Annotated in this window: 21 protein-coding genes; 10 read left to right on the forward strand and 11 right to left on the reverse strand. The window is 62.0% G+C overall.

The features are described from left to right. Positions 1–21: 21 nt before the first annotated feature. Positions 22–1,215, reverse strand: coding sequence for a benzoate/H(+) symporter BenE family transporter (locus tag F8N82_RS04730; RefSeq protein ID WP_038994065.1), 1,194 nt, complete (start codon positions 1,213–1,215; stop codon positions 22–24). Positions 1,216–1,362: 147 nt separating this feature from the next. Between F8N82_RS04730 and F8N82_RS04735 the strand changes: the two genes are divergently transcribed. Continuing rightward, entirely contained in the window at positions 1,363–1,965 is a 603-nt protein-coding gene (locus F8N82_RS04735) for a glutathione S-transferase family protein (RefSeq protein ID WP_038994067.1), read from the forward strand. A gap of 4 nt (positions 1,966–1,969) precedes the next feature. Here the strand turns inward: F8N82_RS04735 and F8N82_RS04740 are convergent, their stop codons facing one another. From F8N82_RS04740 to F8N82_RS04760, 5 genes are all read right to left on the reverse strand, one after another. Next, complete coding sequence (locus F8N82_RS04740) at positions 1,970–2,338, reverse strand: glutathione S-transferase N-terminal domain-containing protein (RefSeq protein ID WP_038994068.1); 369 nt, start codon at positions 2,336–2,338, stop codon at positions 1,970–1,972. Positions 2,339–2,397: 59 nt separating this feature from the next. Further along, positions 2,398–2,943 (reverse strand): GTP cyclohydrolase I FolE, encoded by a 546-nt coding sequence (folE, locus tag F8N82_RS04745; RefSeq protein WP_038994069.1) that lies wholly within the window; start codon positions 2,941–2,943, stop codon positions 2,398–2,400. Between the two features lie 69 nt (positions 2,944–3,012). Next, positions 3,013–3,570: a Smr/MutS family protein gene (locus F8N82_RS04750; protein ID WP_038994072.1), complete on the reverse strand. Its 558-nt coding sequence runs from the start codon at positions 3,568–3,570 to the stop codon at positions 3,013–3,015. Positions 3,571–3,622: 52 nt separating this feature from the next. Then, positions 3,623–3,943 carry a hypothetical protein gene (locus tag F8N82_RS04755; protein ID WP_038994073.1) on the reverse strand — a complete coding sequence of 107 codons (321 nt, stop codon included), beginning with the start codon at positions 3,941–3,943 and terminating at the stop codon, positions 3,623–3,625. A gap of 76 nt (positions 3,944–4,019) precedes the next feature. Further along, positions 4,020–4,610 (reverse strand): cysteine hydrolase family protein, encoded by a 591-nt coding sequence (locus F8N82_RS04760; protein WP_038994074.1) that lies wholly within the window; start codon positions 4,608–4,610, stop codon positions 4,020–4,022. Positions 4,611–4,799: 189 nt separating this feature from the next. On the opposite strand from F8N82_RS04760, the gene prmB reads away from it, so the two are divergent. Then, the gene (gene prmB / locus F8N82_RS04765; protein ID WP_038994075.1) at positions 4,800–5,708 is read left to right on the forward strand and encodes a 50S ribosomal protein L3 N(5)-glutamine methyltransferase; all 909 of its coding nucleotides are present in this window, start codon (positions 4,800–4,802) and stop codon (positions 5,706–5,708) included. Between the two features lie 110 nt (positions 5,709–5,818). Here prmB and F8N82_RS04770 read toward each other — a convergent pair whose 3' ends face one another. Both F8N82_RS04770 and F8N82_RS04775 read right to left on the reverse strand, forming a co-directional pair. Continuing rightward, entirely contained in the window at positions 5,819–6,616 is a 798-nt protein-coding gene (locus F8N82_RS04770; RefSeq protein WP_038994076.1) for a hypothetical protein, read from the reverse strand. Positions 6,617–6,722: 106 nt separating this feature from the next. Then, on the reverse strand, positions 6,723–7,685 hold the full coding sequence (locus F8N82_RS04775) for an alpha/beta hydrolase (RefSeq protein ID WP_038994077.1): 963 nt from the start codon (positions 7,683–7,685) through the stop codon (positions 6,723–6,725). A gap of 133 nt (positions 7,686–7,818) precedes the next feature. Here F8N82_RS04775 and aroC point away from each other — a divergent pair, with 133 nt between their 5' ends. The 3 genes from aroC to F8N82_RS04790 are packed head-to-tail and all read left to right on the forward strand — an operon-like array spanning position 7,819 to position 10,652. Continuing rightward, a complete protein-coding gene (aroC, locus tag F8N82_RS04780) occupies positions 7,819–8,910 on the forward strand; it encodes a chorismate synthase (RefSeq protein ID WP_038994078.1) in 1,092 nt (363 codons plus the stop codon). 38 nt (positions 8,911–8,948) lie between these two features. Beyond that, complete coding sequence (locus F8N82_RS04785; protein ID WP_038994079.1) at positions 8,949–10,097, forward strand: MFS transporter; 1,149 nt, start codon at positions 8,949–8,951, stop codon at positions 10,095–10,097. Between the two features lie 36 nt (positions 10,098–10,133). Beyond that, positions 10,134–10,652, forward strand: a complete 519-nt coding sequence (locus F8N82_RS04790) for a 1,2-dihydroxy-3-keto-5-methylthiopentene dioxygenase (RefSeq protein ID WP_038994080.1) — start codon at positions 10,134–10,136, stop codon at positions 10,650–10,652. Positions 10,653–10,712: 60 nt separating this feature from the next. Here F8N82_RS04790 and F8N82_RS04795 read toward each other — a convergent pair whose 3' ends face one another. After that, the gene (locus F8N82_RS04795; RefSeq protein WP_038994081.1) at positions 10,713–10,985 is read right to left on the reverse strand and encodes a DUF3509 domain-containing protein; all 273 of its coding nucleotides are present in this window, start codon (positions 10,983–10,985) and stop codon (positions 10,713–10,715) included. 273 nt (positions 10,986–11,258) lie between these two features. Between F8N82_RS04795 and F8N82_RS04800 the strand changes: the two genes are divergently transcribed. Beyond that, positions 11,259–11,783: an ankyrin repeat domain-containing protein gene (locus tag F8N82_RS04800; RefSeq protein WP_038994082.1), complete on the forward strand. Its 525-nt coding sequence runs from the start codon at positions 11,259–11,261 to the stop codon at positions 11,781–11,783. A 60-nt stretch (positions 11,784–11,843) separates the two neighbouring features. Further along, the gene (locus F8N82_RS04805; RefSeq protein WP_038994083.1) at positions 11,844–12,374 is read left to right on the forward strand and encodes a hypothetical protein; all 531 of its coding nucleotides are present in this window, start codon (positions 11,844–11,846) and stop codon (positions 12,372–12,374) included. On the opposite strand, the gene F8N82_RS04810 is transcribed toward F8N82_RS04805, so the two are convergent. Then, a complete protein-coding gene (locus F8N82_RS04810; protein WP_038994084.1) occupies positions 12,371–13,318 on the reverse strand; it encodes a ZIP family metal transporter in 948 nt (315 codons plus the stop codon). The genes F8N82_RS04805 and F8N82_RS04810 overlap by 4 nt on opposite strands. A 128-nt stretch (positions 13,319–13,446) precedes the next feature. Between F8N82_RS04810 and F8N82_RS04815 the strand changes: the two genes are divergently transcribed. Beyond that, positions 13,447–13,638 carry a PLDc N-terminal domain-containing protein gene (locus tag F8N82_RS04815; RefSeq protein WP_038994085.1) on the forward strand — a complete coding sequence of 64 codons (192 nt, stop codon included), beginning with the start codon at positions 13,447–13,449 and terminating at the stop codon, positions 13,636–13,638. A 41-nt stretch (positions 13,639–13,679) separates the two neighbouring features. Here F8N82_RS04815 and F8N82_RS04820 read toward each other — a convergent pair whose 3' ends face one another. Continuing rightward, positions 13,680–14,153 (reverse strand): methylated-DNA--[protein]-cysteine S-methyltransferase, encoded by a 474-nt coding sequence (locus tag F8N82_RS04820; RefSeq protein ID WP_038994086.1) that lies wholly within the window; start codon positions 14,151–14,153, stop codon positions 13,680–13,682. Positions 14,154–14,337: 184 nt separating this feature from the next. Here F8N82_RS04820 and F8N82_RS04825 point away from each other — a divergent pair, with 184 nt between their 5' ends. Together F8N82_RS04825 and F8N82_RS04830 are read left to right on the forward strand one after the other, a co-directional pair. Next, positions 14,338–16,422 carry an LTA synthase family protein gene (locus tag F8N82_RS04825; protein WP_038994087.1) on the forward strand — a complete coding sequence of 695 codons (2,085 nt, stop codon included), beginning with the start codon at positions 14,338–14,340 and terminating at the stop codon, positions 16,420–16,422. A gap of 63 nt (positions 16,423–16,485) precedes the next feature. Then, positions 16,486–17,886, forward strand: a complete 1,401-nt coding sequence (locus F8N82_RS04830; protein WP_150776953.1) for a T6SS immunity protein Tli4 family protein — start codon at positions 16,486–16,488, stop codon at positions 17,884–17,886. Positions 17,887–17,893: the final 7 nt, after the last annotated feature.

Consider the following 17,893-nt stretch of genomic DNA (forward strand, 5'->3'; position numbering starts at 1 on the left):
TGTAAAGCAGCCCCTTGGTTCTCAGGCCGATTTACGCCAGTTAAGAATCATCAAGGTGAGTACCCCGGCAACAATCCCCCAGAACGCCGAGCCGATCGAGCACAGGGTAAAGCCAGACGCGGTGACCATGAAGGTGATCAGCGCCGCTTCGCGCTCCTTGGCCTCGGTCATCGCTACGGTCAGGCCGTTCATGATCGAGCCGAACAGCGCCAGGGCGGCAATCGACAGCACCAGCTCCTTGGGCAGGGCGGCGAACAGCGCCGCCAGGGTGGCGCCGAAGACGCCAGCGATGCCGTAGAAAATCCCGCACCAGACTGCAGCGGTGTAGCGCTTTTTCGGGTCCTCATGGGCATGTGGCCCGGTGCAGATTGCCGCACTGATGGCCGCCAGGTTGACGCCATGGGAGCCGAACGGTGCCAGCAGCAGCGAAGCCAGGCCGGTAACGGTGATTAGCGGCGAGGCGGGTACCTGGTAGCCATCGGCACGCAGCACGGCGACACCGGGCATGTTCTGCGAGGTCATGGCCACCACGAACAAGGGGATGCCGATGCTGATGGTCGCCGCCAGAGAGAAGCTCGGCGTAGTCCATACCGGGGTCGCCACTTCCAGGCTGAAGCCGCTGAAGTCCAGCAGCCCCAAGGCGCCTGACAGGGCAGTGCCCACCACCAGCGCGGCCAGCACCGAGTAGCGCGGCGATACGCGCTTGATCACCAGGTAGCTGAAGAACATGCCCAGCACCAAGACGGTTCGATGCTGGGCGGCAATGAAGATCTCGCTACCGATCTTGAACAGGATTCCGGCCAGCAATGCCGCCGCCAGTGATGCCGGAATGCGTTTGACCAGGCGTTCGAAGCTGCCGGTCATCCCGCAGATCACCACCAGCAGCGCGCAGGTGATGTAGGCACCGATCGCTTCGCCATAGCTGACCCCGCCCAGGCTGGTGATCAGCAGCGCCGCGCCCGGCGTCGACCAGGCAACGGTAATCGGCGTGCGGTAGCGTAGCGACAGGCCGATGCTGCACACGGCCATGCCGATCGACAGCGCCCAGATCCACGAAGAGATCTGCCCGGTGGTCAACCCGGCTGCCTGGCCGGCCTGGAACATCAGCACCAGGGAGCTGGTGTAGCCGGTGAGCATGGCAATGAAACCGGCCACAACCGCGGAAGGGGAGGAGTCGGCCAAAGGGCGCAATTGCGCGGATGTGGCGTCGGGCATGGGGGCATTCCTTGTTCTGGATGTAAGCAGTTTTTTCAGACTACCGCGCACACTGTTGATCTTTGCCATACAGCAGGCATTGCAATTAGCCGTACAGTCGCCAACTATGTGCGCGGGTACGATTGAGCATTACGAAGAGGGGGAGCGATGTACAAGGTTTACGGCGACTACCAGTCGGGCAACTGCTACAAGATCAAGCTCATGCTGCACCTGCTCGACCTGCCTTATGAGTGGCATTCGGTTGATATCCTCAAGGGCGAGACGGAAACCCCGGCGTTCCTGACCATGAACCCCAACGGCAAGGTGCCGGTGCTGGAGCTCGAGGATGGCACTTACCTGTGGGAGTCCAACGCGATTCTCAACTTCCTCGCCGATGGCAGCGAGTTCCTGCCCACCGAGCCGCGTTTGCGCACCCAGGTGCTGCAATGGCAGTTCTTCGAGCAATACAGCCATGAGCCGTACATTGCCGTGGCGCGCTTCATCCAGTTCTACCTGGGGCTGCCACAAGACCGGCTGGAGGAGTACAAGACCTTGCACAAGGGCGGCTACAAGGCCCTGCGGGTGATGGAGAAACAGCTGCAGCTAACGCCGTACCTGGTGGGCGAGACCTACTCGATCGCCGACGTGGCGTTGTACGCCTACACCCATGTTGCTAATCAAGGTGGCTTCGACCTCGACGGTTACCCGGGTATCCAGGCATGGCTGGAACGTGTGGCCAGCCATCCCTGTCACGTGACCATGCTCGGCTGAGCGATCAGGCGGCAAAACGCTTGTTGAGGTAGTCGATGATCACCTTGGATTCATACATCCAGGTGGTCTTGCCGTCTTCCTCGATACGCAGGCACGGCACTTTGATCTTGCCGCCTTCAGCGAGCAAGGCCTGGCGGTCCTGTTCATTGTTCTTGGCATCGCGCAGCGCCACCGGCACGTTCAGACGGTGCAGGGTGCGGCGGGTCTTCACGCAGAACGGGCAGGCGTGAAACTGGTACAGGCTCAGGCCCTTGGCTTGCTGCTCGACCAGGGCCTGGGCGGCCGGGTCGCGCTTGAGCTTGGCCGGGCGGCTGATCCAGTCACCGAACACAATCAACTGGCCGAGGCCCACACGCAGTGCTTTGACGATCATGGCAACTCCTCAGGATAAAAAAAGCCGACCACGAAAGGTCGGCTTGCAGTCTGGCCCGATTACTTGATCAGGCTGAGAAACTCGCTGCGGGTCGCGGCGTTTTCACGGAATTCGCCGAGCATCACCGACGTGATCATGGTCGAGTTCTGTTTTTCCACACCGCGCATCATCATGCACATGTGCTTGGCCTCGATGACCACGGCAACGCCCAGGGCGCCGGTGACCTGCTGGATCGCTTCGGCGATCTGGCGGCTGAGGTTTTCCTGGATCTGCAGGCGACGTGCGTACATGTCGACGATCCGCGCCACCTTCGACAGCCCCAGGACCTTGCCGTCAGGGATGTAGGCAACGTGGGCCTTGCCGATGAACGGCAGCATGTGGTGCTCGCACAGCGAGTACAGCTCGATGTCCTTGACCAGGACCATTTCGCTGTTATCGGAGCTGAACAGGGCGCCGTTGGTCACTTCTTCCAGGGTTTGCTCATAACCGCGGCAAAGGTACTGCATGGCCTTCGCAGCCCGCTTGGGCGTGTCGAGCAGGCCCTCGCGGGAGACATCCTCGCCAAGCTGGCCAAGGATCGCGGTGTAGTTCTGTTCCAGGGACATGGATCTACCTGTGGGATTTATCGCAAACGCGAAGGGTACGGCGGCGGCGGCGGCGCTGCAAGTACGGCGTTACTCGTCACGGCCTTCGAGCATAGTTCGCTTGAGCATGACATACACCGCGCCAGTACCGCCATGGCGGGCCTGGCATGAGGTAAAACCGAGCACTTGCGGGTGCTGGCGCAGCCAGGTGTTGACGTGGCTCTTGATCATTGGCCGCTTGCCATCCAGGCGTACCGCCTTGCCGTGGGTGACGCGAACGCAGCGCACTTCAAAGCGGGTCGCTTCGGCGAGGAAGGCCCACAGGGTTTCCCGGGCCTTTTCGACGGTCATGCCGTGCAGGTCGAGGCTGCCTTCAAAACCGATCTGGCCCAGCTTGAGCTTGCGCATCTGGCTTTCCTGGACGCCGTCACGGCTCCAGTGCAGGTCGTCTTCGGGGCCGACATCAATGACAAACTGGTCCGACAGGCCATCGACCACGGTCTGGTCGCTGCGTACCGTTGCAGCCTGGCGCAGGCTCGCCAGCTTCTTGCGGTCGGCCTTGGGTTTGCCGACTTCGGCGCGATCATGCGTGATCGGCTTGACGCCGCGCATCTCGCTTTTGAACAGGGAAAAATCGTCGTCTTGCATGTAAGCCTCCGCCTGGGCGGCGTAGTTTACGCGACTCCCCCAAAGCGTGCAGTCAATCGTGTTTTTTCATCAGGTGCGGTGACAGGTTGAGCTCGCGGCTACGGCGCAGGCGCAAGCGGCTGCGGCGCCAGAACCACACGCCCAGGTACAGCAACAGCAGGCCAAGGCCAAGCAAGACACTGGCGCCGGCCGGGTTGGCATTGAGTTCGCCCAGGGCCGCGGGGCGGCCCAGCAGGCTGGCGGCACCGGCCATGGCCAGGAGCACGCCGGCGGTTGCTAGCAACGCCGAAAACGCCGCAGCCAGGCGCATGCCCCAGTTACGGGGCGTGCGTGGGCGCAAGCGTTTGGCATCAAAACCATCGGATATTTTCATTCCGATTTCCTCTATGGATATCCGGCGTTGGACCGAAAAGCCTTGAGGTGGTTCCGCCCGGCTGCCGGGCGGTCGCTCAGATCAGGCTGGTGGTGGGCGCCACGCAGGCAAAGTTGTCGGCCATGATCGCCATCTCGCTCTGCTGGATCTGCGCTGCTGGAATCACGCCATCCTTGAACGGCAGGTCGCGGGTGGCGCAAGCGTCTTCGATCAGGGTGCAGCGGTAGCCGTAGTCCTTGGCCCGGCGCACGGTGGTGCTGACGCTGGAGTGGCTCATGAAGCCGCAGACGATCAGGTCCAGGTGGCCATACTTCTGCAGGGTCTCGTGCAGGGTGGTGTTCTTGAAAGCATTGGGCATGCGCTTTTCGATGATCACTTCATCGCCCACAGGCTCCAGGCCCGGGATGAATTCACCGCGTGGGCCCTGCGGGTCGAACATGCCGCCGACGGTACCCAGGTGACGCACGTGGATGATCGGGCGCCCGGCCTTGCGGGCCGCCTCAAGCATTTTAGCGATGTTGGCGACGGCCGCGTCCATGCCCGAGAGCGCCAGGGGACCGCTGAGGTACTCCTTTTGCGCATCGATAATCACCAGGCTGGCGTTGTTCAGCTTGGCCGGCGGATAGCCGCGACCGCTGAGGTGGAACATCGTCATTGGAACAGACATCAAGGGCTCCTTTGGATAGGGCTTTTACCCTATTGTCCCCTGCCTGAGCACTTATGTGAATCGCTTCGCGTACAACCGGCGTCGTTAGTGGCCTGCAGCCACCTTGGCGATATCCTTACAGGGTGTTTTTGCCGATCATTTCTTTTGCCGGGCTGTTAGAATCGCAGGTCGTCTTTCAAGGAGTCTGTTGTGATCACTTCTCGCTTGCGCACCCTGCGCGATCATATCCGTTGGGCCGTCAGCCGTTTCCACGAGCATGGCCTGTTTTTCGGTCATGGCGCCGACAACGCCTGGGATGAAGCGCGGCTGCTGGTACTGGGCTCGGTGCACCTGCCCTGGGAAGTCGCCGACGCCTACCTGGACTGCCAGCTGGAAGACGACGAGTTGGTCAACCTGCAGCGTATGCTCAAACGCCGCATCGAAGACCGCGTGCCGACCGCCTACCTGCTGGGTGAGGCCTGGTTCTGCGGCCTGGCGTTCATTGTCGATGAGCGCGTGCTGATCCCGCGCTCACCGATTGGCGAGCTGATCGAAAAACGCTTCGAGCCGTGGCTGGCCAGCGAGCCTGCGCGCATCCTCGACCTGTGCACCGGCTCCGGCTGCATCGGCATCGTCAGCGCCGAGGTGTTCCCCGAGGCTGAAGTGGTCCTGGCCGACCTGTCCTTCGAGGCGCTGGAAGTCGCCAACCAGAACATCGAGCGTCATGGCCTGGAAGAGCGCGTCTATACCGTGCAGGGCGATGGTTTCGCCGGTTTGCCGGGGCAGCGTTTCGACCTGATCCTGTCCAACCCGCCGTACGTCGATGCCGAAGACTTTGCCGACATGCCCGAGGAGTATCACCACGAACCGGAACTGGGCCTGGCCTGCGGCAACGATGGCCTGGACCTGGTGCGGCGGATGCTGGCCGAAGCGGCAGACCACCTGACCGAAAAAGGCTTGCTGATTGTCGAGGTGGGTAACAGCCAGGTGCATGTCGAGGCGCTATACCCCGAGGTGGATTTCGCCTGGCTGGAGTTCGAGCGCGGCGGGCACGGGGTGTTCATGCTCACGGCTGAGCAGTGCCGCCAGCATCAAGGGTTGTTTGCGTCGAAGGTGTAAGGCTGCAGCTCTGCAGTGAATCTATCGCTGGCAAGCCCGCTCCCACAGGATTGGTGTCACCCCTGAGTGCACCACTAATCCAGTAGGAGTGGGCTTGACCGGCGATGTTGTTAGCGGTGAGTGGCAATCCAGATCAACAACCCCGCCTGAAACACCGCAAAAGCCACCAGGCAGGTGATGGTAAAACGCAGCCCGCTGTCTTCACGGCGGTACTTGCTGACCCGCTCGTCACGCTCGCGCAACTGCGCCTCTTTCTCCTGCAGATTCTGCTCGGCTTGTTGCAGCATCTGCGCGGCATCGAGAATCTCGATCCGCTGCACCTTGTCACTGTTCCAGCCGCCCTTGAGCTCACCGACCTGTACATCGACGAAGCGCCCCTTCAGGTGCTGGGCGTCGGCGTACTCGACCTCCAGGCCATGGCTGCGCAGCACATGGTCGCGGCGCAGGCGAGTATCTTCGTTGAGGGCGTCCTTGCTGGGCAGGGCCGCACCTTCGACCCGGTAGTGCGGCCACTTGCGCTGCGCCCATTGCACTGCCTGGTTCAGCAGAAAGCGTCCAAGGCCACGGTTCAGCGGTTCGATCTGCAAGCCGGTGTCCGGGGTGAAGGTGACCCGTTTTTCTTCATGGTCGACCCACACATCGAGGTGGTTCTGTTCCTTGCGCACCTTCTGCGCCGGCAACTGGATCGCCATGCGCAGCAGGCTGGTCTGCTTGTTGTGACGTTCGGCATAGCCGTACTGGACAAAACGCAGCGGCCGCGCACCGCTGTTGCGATCGGTCGGCAACGGCGCCAGGCGCAGCATCTGGAAGTGTTCGGGGGCAACATCGGCCCAGGGCAGGGGGGCAACTTCCGGTGCTGCCTGTTCGGCAGTCGTCTCGGCAGTGTCCTGGGGGGCGGCTTCGGTCATCACGGCAATCCTCATGTGCGCAGCGGGCTGGTCGCATTGACGATGCCAGCACCGCTGTATCGGCAGGATTGGCCTGGACTGGAGGTGTAATTTCTGCGATTTGGCCTCAGCTGGCGGGCAACCGCTGAATGAAGTCGACAACGCGCTGGCCAACTTCGGCCGCTTGCGGCAGTTGCGGGTCAAGATAGCTGTCGCGTTGCTGGCTGATTTCCTCCGGTGCGATGCGCAGCATGTGGTTCATGCCCTTGATCAGCACCAGTTGCGCATCCGGCTTGGCGGCCTTGAGAATCTCGGCGTTGTCGACATTGACCTGAAAGTCATGGGTACCCTGGATGATCAGCGCCGGTACCTTGACCTTGGCAAAGGCCTCGGCCGGATCCTGGCGGAACAGCGAAATCAGGTAGGGCTGCACGCTCGGGCGCAGTACGTCCTGCAGGGGCAGGGGTACGCGGGAGGAAGTCTTGCCGTTTTTAAGGCGATCGAGGATGTCGTTGGCACTGGCCATGTAGCGCCCGGGGACCCGGTCGAATATCTGCGCACGAAACGCCTTGTCGATCGTCCAGCCACTGCCGGCGATGCTGATCATGGCACTGGCGCCGCTTTGCTCGGCGGCAAGGCTGGCGATCAGCGCACCTTCACTGTGGCCGAGCAGGACCAGGCGGCCGAAGCGCGGGTCAGCCTTGATCTTCTGGCTCCAGGCCACTGCATCGGCGACGTAGCGCTCCACTGTCAGGTCGCGCTCGTCCGGGGTGGCCGCAAGGCTTGCAGCAACGCCGCGCTTGTCATAGCGCACACTGGCGATATTGTTCTTCGCCAGGGTCAGGGCCAGTTGCTTGAGGTTGTCGGTGTTGCCGCCGTAGGGGTTGTTGCCATTGCGGTCGGTGGGGCCGGAGCCGGCAATGATCAGCACCACCGGGGGCGGCTGCTCGGTGCGCGGCAACAGCAGGCTGCCGTGCAGCACGCCGCTGCCGGTGTCGAGGCTGAGCGGGCGCTGAAACACGGTCGGGGCAGCAGCCTGGAGCAGGCCACTGAACAGCAGGGCAATTACCGCAACAATACGCAACATCATCAGGCCACTATCGAGAGAGTGCGGTTTGGACCGAGGCGGGCGCAGAAGGTTCGCCGTCAGGGATGAACTGAATGGTTAGCCTGCGTATACTGGCGGCCTTGTTCAAATCTGGCTGAATCGCGGAGCGTCCTGCATGTCCGGCAATACCTACGGCAAGCTGTTCACTGTCACCACCGCTGGCGAAAGCCATGGCCCGGCGTTGGTCGCCATTGTCGATGGCTGCCCGCCGGGCCTGGAAATTTCCCTGGCTGACCTGCAGCACGACCTGGACCGGCGCAAGCCGGGCACCAGCCGCCACACTACCCAGCGCCAGGAAGCCGACGAAGTCGAAATCCTCTCGGGTGTATTCGAAGGCCGCACCACCGGCTGCTCCATCGGGCTGCTGATTCGCAACACCGACCAGAAGTCCAAGGACTACTCGGCGATCAAGGACCTGTTCCGCCCGGCCCACGCCGACTACACCTACCACCACAAGTACGGTGAGCGTGACTACCGTGGCGGTGGCCGCAGCTCGGCGCGCGAAACCGCCATGCGCGTGGCCGCCGGAGCCATCGCCAAGAAGTACCTGGCCAGCCAGGGCATCCGCATCCGCGGCTACATGAGCCAGCTCGGCCCGATCGAAATCCCCTTCAAGACCTGGGACTCGGTGGAGCAGAACGCCTTCTTCAGCCCGGACCCGGACAAGGTCCCGGAGCTTGAGGCGTACATGGACCAACTGCGCCGCGACCAGGATTCGGTCGGGGCGAAGATCACCGTGGTGGCCGAAGGTGTCATGCCCGGCCTGGGCGAGCCGATCTTCGATCGCCTGGATGCCGAGCTTGCCCACGCGCTGATGAGCATCAACGCGGTCAAGGGCGTGGAAATTGGTGCCGGTTTTGCCAGCGTCGCCCAACGCGGTACCGAGCACCGTGACGAGCTGACCCCGGAAGGCTTTCTCAGCAACAATGCCGGCGGCATTCTCGGCGGTATTTCCTCCGGCCAGCCGATCGTTGCGCACCTGGCGCTCAAGCCGACCTCGAGTATCACCACCCCGGGCCGTTCCATCGACGTCGATGGCAACCCGGTTGAAGTGATCACCAAGGGCCGTCACGATCCGTGCGTGGGTATCCGCGCTACGCCGATTGCCGAAGCGATGATGGCCATCGTGCTGATGGATCACCTGCTGCGCCACCGCGGGCAGAACGCCGATGTACGGGTGAAGACCCCGGTGCTGGGCCAGCTGTAATGCTGGCACCTGCCATTCGCGCTGCGGCTCGCTGAGCCGTGGCGGCGATTCCCTACTGGCGGCTGTCCAGTTTCTACCTGTTTTACTTCGCCTTGCTCGGCTCGACCGCGCCGTTTCTGGCGTTGTATTTCGATCATCTGGGCTTTTCCAGCGCGCGCATCGGCGAGTTGGTCGCCATTCCCATGCTGATGCGCTGCGTGGCCCCAAACCTGTGGGGCTGGCTGGGTGATCGCAGTGGCCAGCGCCTGCTGATCGTGCGCCTGGGCGCGTTGTCGACCCTGGCGACCTTTTCGTTGATCTTCTTCGGCAAAAGTTACGCCTGGCTGGCGCTGGTGATGGCTTTGCATGCGTTCTTCTGGCATGCGGTATTACCGCAGTTCGAGGTCATCACCCTGGCCCACCTGCAAGGGCAGACCGCACGTTACAGCCAGATCCGCCTGTGGGGTTCGATCGGCTTCATCCTCACCGTGGTCGGCCTGGGCCGGCTGTTCGACGGGTTGAGCCTGGATATCTACCCGGTGGCGCTGGTGATCATCATGGCCGGTATCGTCCTGGCCAGCCTCTGGGTGCCCAATGCCCAGCCGCCGGGGCAGAACGACCGGGCCAGCGGCGGCGGTTTTCTCCAGCAGCTGGCCAGCCCCGGCGTTGCCGCGTTTTACCTGTGCGTGGCGTTGATGCAATTGAGCCACGGCCCCTACTACACCTTCCTGACCCTGCACCTTGAACACCTGGGCTACAGCCGCGGCACCATCGGCATGCTCTGGGCGCTGGGGGTGGTGGCCGAGGTGCTGATGTTTCTGGCCATGAGCTGGATTCTGGCGCGGGTGTCGCTACGCCGGGTGCTGTTGGCCAGTTTTGCCCTGGCGGCACTGCGCTGGGCGCTGCTCGGTAACTTTGCCGAGCATCTGGGCGTGCTGCTGTTTGCCCAGGTCCTGCATGCGGCCACCTTCGGCAGCTTCCATGCGGCGGCGATTGCCTTCGTGCAGCGTAGCTTCGGCGCCCGCCAGCAAGGCCAGGGTCAGGCGCTGTATGCCGCACTCGCCGGTACCGGCGGTGCGCTGGGCGCCTTGTATTCGGGCTACAGCTGGAACCTGCTGGGGGCGGCGACCACCTTTAGTATTGCCAGCGTCGCAGCCCTGGCCGCAGCCGTTATCATTGCGCTTCGAATGAAAGAGGACAGGGCATGAGCCTTGGCCGTGAACCGGTAGTAAGGAGTTGCCCCGATGAGCAGCCTTAGCGTGTATCACCAGTCCACCCCGGACATTCCCAACAAGGTACTGACGCACCTGGAGGATATCGCCGCGACCTTGGCCGAGCAGGGCGTGCGTTTCACCCGTTGGCAAGCTGGCGCGCCGATTCAGGCGGGCGCCAGCGATCAGCAGGTGATCGACGCTTATCAAGCCAATATCGATGCGCTGAAGGCCGAGACTGGTTACGCCAGTGTCGAGGTGACCCGCGAAACGGACGCCAGTTTGCTCGCCGAACACACCTGTGACGAGCAACGACTGCACTTTTTTGCCGCCGGGCGCGGGCTGGTCAGCCTGCGGATCGAGGACTATATCTATGCGGTGTTGTGCGAGAAGGGCGATCTGATCGGCGTACCGGCGGGGGTCAGGCATTGGCTCGACATGGGCGAGGAGCCGCGGTTCGTGGCGATTCGGGTGTTTAACCAGGCACAAGGTTCGGTTGCCATCTTTACTGGCGACAAGATCGCTGCAGACTTTCCTCGGCTTGATGACTGAGTGATCGCCATCGCGGGGCAAGCCCGCTCCTACAGGTAGGAGCGGGCTTGCCCCGCGAAGTTACCGATAAGTCGGCAACGCAAACCGCTGCTGGCTCTGCAGCATCGAAATCACCGGCAGCTCACTGGCCTGCTCAGCCAAGTCGCGGCGAATCGCACTGATCGCCCACGACAGTTGTTCGGCACTGTGCAGCTGTGCATAAGAAATCGAGCGCTTGGTCTGGGTACCGTCCGCTGCCCGCAGGGTCAGCAGAATTCCACCGTCGGGGCGCGCCTGGGTGATGACGTCATAGGCGGAGAATACCGAGGCGAATTTTTCCTGGATGAGGTCCATATCAGCTCCTGACTGTTAGTGGCAGACATGGAGTGATAGGTGCAGCGACTGTGCCAGCTTTGCTTTTTAATAAATACATTATAAATCAATAAGTTATAGTTTTATCTGGCAGGCGTTACCGTGCATTCTGCATGGTCGTGCATTTTGCACAGTGCATTTTGCAGGGCGGCTGGGCCAATAGATTTCTTCTGTCGCAGCCATGCCTTATCCACAGTTGACCCGCCGCGCTCCCTGACCAAGACTTGGGCCTTTCCGATAGCCAGGAGGTTCCCCATGTCTGACCAACGTAGCCCCACGCCCATGAACGACGACGAGGCTGCGGCGTTCGCCGAGGAGGTCTTCGACCGGGCGCGCAAGGGCGACGCGGTGATGCTCGAACGCTTATTGGAAAAAGGCCTGCCGGTGAACCTGCGCAACGGCAATGGCGACACTTTGCTTATGCTTGCCAGCTACCACGGGCATCTGGATGCGGTGGCGGTGCTGCTCGAGCACGGTGCCGACCCGCAGATCGCCAATGACAAAGGCCAGCTGCCGATTGCCGGCGCCGCGTTCAAGGGCAACCTGGAGATGGTCCAGTTGCTGGTGGATAAAGGCGCCGAGGTCGATGGCACGTCTGCCGACGGGCGTACCGCGCTGATGATGGCGGCGATGTTCAACCGCACGGTGATCGTCGACTACCTGCTGGGCAAGGGCGCCAACTTGCGCCATCGTGATGCCCGCGGCACCGATGCTCTGGGCGCGGCGCAAACCATGGGCGCCGTCGAGACCACCGAGCAGTTGCTCAAGCTGCTCGGCTAACCCTAAGGGGCCTTTTGCGGCTATCCTTGGCGACTTTTTTCAGCGTCGCAGGGCCCCTTCATGAAACTCCAACTGGTCGAACTCATCGGCAAAATCAGCGCTGGCTGCATGCGCGAGGACGACATCGCACGCATCGCCGACGAAGCCGCCCAGGCCTATGCCGACCCGCAGGCGTTCCTCGCCGCCAACCCGGATATCAACTACGACGACAGCTTCCCGATCCCCCTGGGTGAATGGATTGTGGTCGGCAGCCTGCCCGATACCGTGTTGTTCCAGGCCGATAGCTATCAGGATCTGTTCCAACAGATCAGCGACTCTTTCGACAAGAGCGTGCCGTTCAACCTTAAGCCCAAGCAGTTGGCCAAGGTCGAGCCGTTGACCGCGCTTAACCGCATCCAGGTACAGATGGGCGCGATGAACAAGGAAGCCGGCGGCTATGTGTTGATGAACTTCAGTCAGTTGCTCGATGACGAGCTGCAGATGGTTCTGGTTGGCAACGATGACCTGCCACGGGTGCTGGAGTTGTGCGCCGAAGTCGGCATCGCCGCAGCGCCGGCCCTGGAAGCGCTGCGGGTTGCCGTGCACGTTTAACCGAGGGCGGTATCGAGGAACATCATCACCGCAAAGCCGCCCATCAGGCCCAGGGTTGCCGAGGTCTGGTGGCCATTGCGGTGGGTTTCGGGGATGACTTCGTGAGACACCACGAAGATCATCGCCCCGGCCGCCAGGCCCATGCTCACCGGGTAGGCGATGGCAAAGCCGGTGGAAATGCCCAGGCCGATCACCGCGCCTATGGGCTCCATCAAACCAGAACCGATGGCCACCAGCGCCGCCTTGAAGGTCGAAAGACCGGTGGCGCGCAATGCCAGGGCCACGGCCAGGCCTTCGGGGATGTCCTGGATGGCGATGGCGCTGGTCAGCGGCAGGCCGACATTCAGGTCGCCGTTGGCAAAACTGACGCCGATGGCCATGCCTTCGGGCAGGTTGTGCAGGGTGATCGCCAGCACGAACAGCCACACCCGATTGATCCGGTCCGCCTGCGGGCCGCATGGGCCGGTGCTTTCATGTTCGTGCGGGGTGAAGCGATCGAGCCCGAGCATCAGCAGCACGCCCAATCCCATGCCGACCACTACCGTCAGCGCTGCGTAAGGGCCGTTGCCGGTAATCTCCCGGGCGGCGTCGAGGCCCGGCAGAATCAGCGAGAACGAACTGGCGGCGAGCATCATGCCGGCGGCAAAGCCGAGCATCACATCCTGGGTGCGGGCGCTGATCTCGCGCAGTACCACGGCCATGACCGCGCCGAGGGCCGTGGCGGCAAACCCGGCCAGGCCGCCGAGCATGGCCATGTGCAGGTTTTGCTGGTGGTCGCCGTGTACGGCGTTCCAGGCGCTGGCGATCAACAGGCCGAGCACCACCAGCAGGCTCAAGCCAAGGCCTGCGCTCAGCCACGGGCTGCTTTGGGCCTGTTGCAGCCAGGCGTTCCACAGTGGAGCGGGGGCGGGGGCGGGACTGCTGTGGCTGTGGGCGGGTGGCATAGGGACCTCTCTGGCGCAGTTCAATGCATCGAGTGTAACCAGCACTGCCGGGCCGCGGCGAACGATTCGCCTCTATTGGGCTGATAGCCAGCTATCCTGAGGGCAGACTCGATCAAGGGAGCAACACCATGGGTTCCACGTTCAACAGCCTGGTTGGGCTGATCATCCTTGCCCTGGACATCTGGGCGATCATCAACGTGATCAAGAGCGGTGCCAGCGGTGGCGCCAAGATTCTCTGGATCCTGCTGATTCTGCTGTTGCCGGTGCTGGGCCTGATCATCTGGGCGATTGCCGGGCCGCGGGGCAATGTACGGATTTAGCCTGTCCATACCGTGGAAGCAGGCTTGCCCCGCGATGATCTTCAGATCAACCAGGTCCCTTCCAGTTCCAACAGGATCTGCTTGCGTTCGATCCCTCCGGCAAACCCGGTGAGGGTGCCATTGCTGCCGATCACCCGATGGCAGGGGATGATGATGGCGATCGGGTTGGCGCCATTGGCAGTGCCCACCGCCCGCACCGACTTGGGGTTGCCAATCGCCTGGGCAAGCTCGCCGTAGCTGCAGGTGGTGCCGTAGGGGATGCGCTGCAGGGCCTGCCACACTTCGCGCTGGAACGGCGTGCCCTGCGGTGCCACACGCACCTCGAAGGTCTCGCGCTTGCGTGCAAAGTACTCATCCAGCTGGCGCGCCACGTCGTCCAGCTGGCTGTTGGCCGGCTGCCAGTCTTCAGTCAGTTGCCACGGCTGGGCGGCGTCCATGTGCAGCATGCGCAAGCCCTGTTCATCGCCTGCCAAGAGCAGCGGGCCCAGCGGGCTTGGAAGGTAGCGATAAAACATGGCGTAATGATCTCCCTGCGGATAAGCCTGATTCTATTACGAAATTTTCACAAACGATTGCCGACAATTTGCGCGCGCAATTATCCGTTCGCCGAATGGCCGTGCAACGCGCTCGCGTTTAAGGCACATTTGCCGATTCGTTTTACCGCCTTCCTCGAACCTGAACCCTAGGATCCTCCAATTCATGGCTAACACGGACGCCTTGAGTCAACAGCGGGCTGCGTCGCGCCCGTTGCAACCGACGCTGAAATCACACCTGGCCTACACCCTGCTGTGCGGCCTGGTGATCATGCTGATGCTCAGCCTGGTCCGCCTGGCCCTGCTGGTCTACAACAATGACATGATCGGCGACACGCCGATGTCGACCGTGGCCGAGGGGTTCCTCAATGGCCTGCGTTTCGACCTGCGGGTTGTGGTGTACCTGAGCATTCCGCTGCTGCTGGCGATCCTCAGTGCCCGGGCCATGGCCGCACGAGGCCTGTTCCGGGCCTGGTTGACCATCGCCTCGAGCATCGTCATGTTCCTCGGCCTGATGGAGATGGACTTCTATCGCGAGTTCCACCAGCGCCTCAACGGTCTGGTGTTCCAGTACGTCAAGGAAGACCCGAAAACCGTGCTGAGTATGCTCTGGTACGGCTTCCCGGTGGTGCGCTACCTGCTGGCATGGGCCTTTGGCACCTGGTTGCTGAGCCTGCTGTTCAAGGGCATCGACCGCCTGACCCGGCCCAGTGGCGTGTATGAAAGCCAGGTGGCGGGCACGCGTAGCGTAGCGCCCTGGTATGTGCGCGGCGTGGTGTTCTTCCTGGTTCTGCTGGTGGCGGTCATCGCTGCCCGTGGCACCCTGCGCCAGGGCCCGCCGATGCGTTGGGGCGATGCCTTCACCACTGACTCGAACTTCGTCAACCAGCTGGGCCTGAACGGCACCCTGACCCTGATCGACGCGGCCAAGAGTCGTTTCGGCGAAGACCGCGCCAATATCTGGAAGTCGACCATCGAGCAAGGCCTGGCTACCCAGACCGTGCGCGACATGCTGCTGACCGCCAACGACAAGCTGGTCGATGCCGACAGCGCCGCAGTGCGCCGTGATTTCATCCCGCCAGCGGACAACACCCTGCCGATCAAGAACGTCGTGGTGATCCTCATGGAGAGCTTCGCCGGTCATTCGGTAGGCGCCCTGGGCAGCCCGAACAACATCACCCCGTATTTCGACAAACTGGCGAAAGAGGGTGTGCTGTTCGACCGCTTCTTCTCCAACGGCACCCATACCCACCAGGGCATGTTCGCCACTATGGCCTGTTACCCGAACCTGCCAGGCTTCGAGTACCTGATGCAGACTCCGGAAGGCGGCCACAAGCTGTCGGGCCTGCCAGCGCTGCTCAGTGCCCGTGACTACGACGACGTCTACGTCTACAACGGTGACTTTGCCTGGGACAACCAGTCCGGTTTCTTCGGCAACCAGGGCATGACCACCTTTATCGGCCGTAACGACTTCGTCAATCCGGTGTTCTCCGACCCGACCTGGGGCGTGTCGGACCAGGACATGTTCGACCGCGGCAACGTAGAGCTGGCCAAGCACGATGGCAAGAAGCCGATCTACGCGCTGCTGCAGACCCTGTCCAACCACACGCCGTATGCACTGCCCAAGGATCTGCCGGTCGAGAAGGTCACAGGCCAGGGTCGCCTGGATGAGCACCTGACCGCCATGCGCTACTCCGACTGGGCCCTGGGTCAGTTCTTCGAGAAGGCGCGCAAGGAGCCGTACTTCAAGGAGACCCTGTTCGTCATCGTTGGCGACCATGGCTTTGGCAACCACCAGCAGGTCACCGAGCTTGATCTTGGGCGCTTCAACGTGCCGCTGCTGCTGATCGCCCCGGGTATCCAGGAGAAGTTCGGTGCGCTCAACCACACCGTGGGTACCCAGATCGACATCGTGCCGACCATCATGGGCCGCCTGGGTGGCGAAACCCGTCATCAGTGCTGGGGCCGTGACCTGCTCAACCTGCCAGCCGGCGATCAGGGCTTTGGCATGATCAAGCCATCGGGTAGCGAGCAGATCGTTGGCCTGGTCAAGGGGGACCGCATCCTGATCGAGTCCAAGGACATGTCGCCACGCATGTACCGCTATGAGCTGGGTGCCAACTTCAAGGCCGAACTGATCGAAAGCCCGGACCAGACCGAGCTGACCCACAAGCTCGAGTCGTTCATCCAGACGGCGACCAAGAGCCTGCTGGACAACACCGCCGGTGTCATTCACGGCACTCCGGAGTAACGACGTTTCTGGCGCTGTAAACAGGACCCCGGCTTGCCGGGGTCTTGGCTTTTGGGGTCATGGATGCTCAAATCGCGCGCCTCAGGAAACGGGGGGCTGGAATGGCGCCCATCAAAAAAGGATTTTTGCGTGCGAGTATTCGTCTTGTTTGCCTGCCTGTGCCATTCAGTTTTGGCAATGGCCGATGTTGCGTCGGCGGACTACCAGACGCCCCCTGGCTGGCGTACCGAATGCATGGGCCGGGTGCAGTTCGATGTACCCAAGGATATTGTCTGGCACATTTCCAGCGGCTATTGGCAGTACTACAATTTCGAGCGGCCCAACCCCACGATCACCCCAGGTGAGGAGCAGATTGCCTACGGCGACGGCTTGACTCCCAAGCAACGCTATCTGGTTGATATCGATGTCAGCCCGTTGACCACCCGCGAGCTCTTCGAGCAGATCCGCTATTCCCAAACCCTCAACGTTGAGCCTGCGCAACAGCGGGTTGTCAAGGCAGAGATAAAGGCGCTGGATGCCGTCATCAGCGCAACCAGTAGTGACGACTCGGGCTACAGGGCACTGCTGGACCAAAGTATCGAACTGGATAAAAAGCTCAAGCGTATCGGCTATGTGCATTCTCAACTGATCTTGCTTGACGATCTGATTCGGCAATTTACTGCCGAGGGTCGGTCGGTGGCGAAGGCGCAGGTCGAGCGCGATGCCTTCTTCAAAGAACAGGCACAGTGGCCGACCGATGTAGAGTTCGAGCATGAACGTTCTATCGAGCTGGGGCTGCCGGATGCGTTTGCCAATTGGTATGAAGGCAAACTGGTAGCCTATCTGTGGCGCAACCAGCGAATCTACCGTTTCAATTTCCATAGCGGCGCCAACACGGCGACAGCATCCGATGCGCTGGCATTACTGGAACCCAAGGCACGCGCCGTGCTGGCCGCGTTCCGTACCCGGGCGCAATACGAAACTCCCCAGGAAAACGGCTTCTGTGTGCCATATGGCTTCATTGCCGACGATGGCGCACCGCGGCATGCCATCACCCTGGGCTTCAACCCGGCAGACAACCCGAAACTGCTGCACCGCCTGAGCATGAGCAACGATGATGAAAAAGCCGTCGAAATGGTCCCGATGATGCTGGATCGGCTGGTTGCCAACCCGTTTCCCGGGTTGCTCAGTATCGACAAGTTCGGGCCTTCAAGCGTGCGCATTGGTGCCGCCAAGGGTCGCATCGGCGGCGCGCGCTTTCGCCCTCATGATCCTGAAACGCTCGAACCCTCGGCCGTCGAAACGTTCAGGATGGTCGCCGGTGTCTCGTCCTCCGGGCACCAGCCCACCCTGGTGCTGGGAGTGATCAACGAGCACTCCCAGCCGCCGCTGCAGTTCGAGCCTTCCAGGGACGACTTCCTGCGCACGTTGCAAAGCATCCGCGCGCTACCAGGCGGCCATCGCTTCGAGGCGCAAGCCGACTGAACAACCA

The organism is Pseudomonas fluorescens (genome assembly GCF_902497775.2).
Lineage (GTDB): Bacteria > Pseudomonadota > Gammaproteobacteria > Pseudomonadales > Pseudomonadaceae > Aquipseudomonas > Aquipseudomonas putida_F.

Bases quoted from the DNA above. Each gene is read 5' to 3' on its own strand.
- F8N82_RS04810 (WP_038994084.1), bottom strand. From the start codon at position 13,318: ATGCCACCCGCCCACAGCCACAGCAGTCCCGCCCCCGCCCCCGCTCCA.
- F8N82_RS04740 (WP_038994068.1), bottom strand. From the start codon at position 2,338: ATGATCGTCAAAGCACTGCGTGTGGGCCTCGGCCAGTTGATTGTGTTC.
- F8N82_RS04790 (WP_038994080.1), top strand. From the start codon at position 10,134: ATGAGCAGCCTTAGCGTGTATCACCAGTCCACCCCGGACATTCCCAAC.
- F8N82_RS04815 (WP_038994085.1), top strand. From the start codon at position 13,447: ATGGGTTCCACGTTCAACAGCCTGGTTGGGCTGATCATCCTTGCCCTG.
- F8N82_RS04795 (WP_038994081.1), bottom strand. From the start codon at position 10,985: ATGGACCTCATCCAGGAAAAATTCGCCTCGGTATTCTCCGCCTATGAC.
- folE (WP_038994069.1), bottom strand. From the start codon at position 2,943: ATGTCCCTGGAACAGAACTACACCGCGATCCTTGGCCAGCTTGGCGAG.
- F8N82_RS04800 (WP_038994082.1), top strand. From the start codon at position 11,259: ATGTCTGACCAACGTAGCCCCACGCCCATGAACGACGACGAGGCTGCG.
- F8N82_RS04755 (WP_038994073.1), bottom strand. From the start codon at position 3,943: ATGAAAATATCCGATGGTTTTGATGCCAAACGCTTGCGCCCACGCACG.
- F8N82_RS04770 (WP_038994076.1), bottom strand. From the start codon at position 6,616: ATGACCGAAGCCGCCCCCCAGGACACTGCCGAGACGACTGCCGAACAG.
- F8N82_RS04820 (WP_038994086.1), bottom strand. From the start codon at position 14,153: ATGTTTTATCGCTACCTTCCAAGCCCGCTGGGCCCGCTGCTCTTGGCA.
- F8N82_RS04775 (WP_038994077.1), bottom strand. From the start codon at position 7,685: ATGATGTTGCGTATTGTTGCGGTAATTGCCCTGCTGTTCAGTGGCCTG.
- F8N82_RS04730 (WP_038994065.1), bottom strand. From the start codon at position 1,215: ATGCCCGACGCCACATCCGCGCAATTGCGCCCTTTGGCCGACTCCTCC.
- F8N82_RS04830 (WP_150776953.1), top strand. From the start codon at position 16,486: ATGCTCAAATCGCGCGCCTCAGGAAACGGGGGGCTGGAATGGCGCCCA.
- F8N82_RS04825 (WP_038994087.1), top strand. From the start codon at position 14,338: ATGGCTAACACGGACGCCTTGAGTCAACAGCGGGCTGCGTCGCGCCCG.
- F8N82_RS04760 (WP_038994074.1), bottom strand. From the start codon at position 4,610: ATGTCTGTTCCAATGACGATGTTCCACCTCAGCGGTCGCGGCTATCCG.
- F8N82_RS04735 (WP_038994067.1), top strand. From the start codon at position 1,363: ATGTACAAGGTTTACGGCGACTACCAGTCGGGCAACTGCTACAAGATC.
- F8N82_RS04750 (WP_038994072.1), bottom strand. From the start codon at position 3,570: ATGCAAGACGACGATTTTTCCCTGTTCAAAAGCGAGATGCGCGGCGTC.
- aroC (WP_038994078.1), top strand. From the start codon at position 7,819: ATGTCCGGCAATACCTACGGCAAGCTGTTCACTGTCACCACCGCTGGC.
- F8N82_RS04805 (WP_038994083.1), top strand. From the start codon at position 11,844: ATGAAACTCCAACTGGTCGAACTCATCGGCAAAATCAGCGCTGGCTGC.